The organism is Achromobacter sp. Marseille-Q0513 (assembly GCF_018195695.1).
Classification (GTDB): Bacteria; Pseudomonadota; Gammaproteobacteria; order Burkholderiales; family Burkholderiaceae_B; genus Achromobacter.
Genome location: NZ_JAGTJY010000398.1, coordinates 1 through 885, shown reverse-complemented (window position 1 = coordinate 885; position 885 = coordinate 1). Strand labels below are relative to the sequence as shown.

Sequence of the window (885 nt, the reverse complement as noted above, 5' to 3'; positions counted from 1 at the left end):
GTACGGAGACCACATGATCAAGTTCATCCTTGCCTTCGCCGCTGTGGCGGTGTCCGCTTTCAGCGCCACGGCGCGTGCCGCGTATCCCGATCATGCCATTACGCTGATCTCACCGTATCAGGCGGGCGGTACAACCGAGACCTTCGCCCGCCTCATCATCGATGACGTCGCCGCCATACTGGGGCAGCCCATCGTGGTTGAGCCCAAGCCTGGCGCAGCGGGCACCATCGGTGCCCGGATCGTGGCAACCAGCAAGGGCGACGGCTACACCCTGCTCGCCAATACGTCGCAGCATGTCATGTATGAAGGCATGTTCTCCCGTTTGCCATTCGATCCGATGAAGGATTTCGTCCCGGTCGGCGTACTGGGATCGGCTCCCATCATTGTGGTGACGGGCAAGGACTCGCCCTTCAAGACCTTCCGCGACGTGCCGGACGCAGCCAGAACCCGGAACATCACATTCGCATCCGGTGCGCAGGGGTCGCTGCCGCATCTTACCGGCGAGCGCGTAGCCTTCATGGGAAAACTGAACATGACCCATATTCCCTTCAGCGGTACGGCCCCTGCGCTTACCAACGTCATGGGCGGGCATGTGGACCTGCTCTATTCGACAGCGGCCAGTGTCATGCCGCAGATTCGTTCCGGCAACCTGCGCGCGCTGGCGGTGTCGACCAAAAACCGGATGAGTGAGCTGCCGGACGTGCCAGCCATCGCAGAACTGGGCATGACGGATTTCGACGTGACCGCCTGGTACGGCGTATGGGCGCCGAAGAACACGCCTGATGACGTCGTGGCGCGTATCAATCAGGCGATGCGCGAGGCTTCGGCCCGGCCGGAAGCGCTCCAGCGCATGCAGGCGTTGAGCGTGACACCTAGCACCTTGAC

At 62.4% G+C, this 885-nt stretch carries 1 protein-coding gene; it reads left to right on the top strand.

What is annotated here, in order from left to right; translation table 11 throughout:
- Window positions 1–13: 13 nt before the first annotated feature.
- Window positions 14–885: tripartite tricarboxylate transporter substrate binding protein (locus KDH83_RS30880; RefSeq protein ID WP_212322877.1), on the top strand; the 872-nt coding region annotated here is incomplete at its 3' end.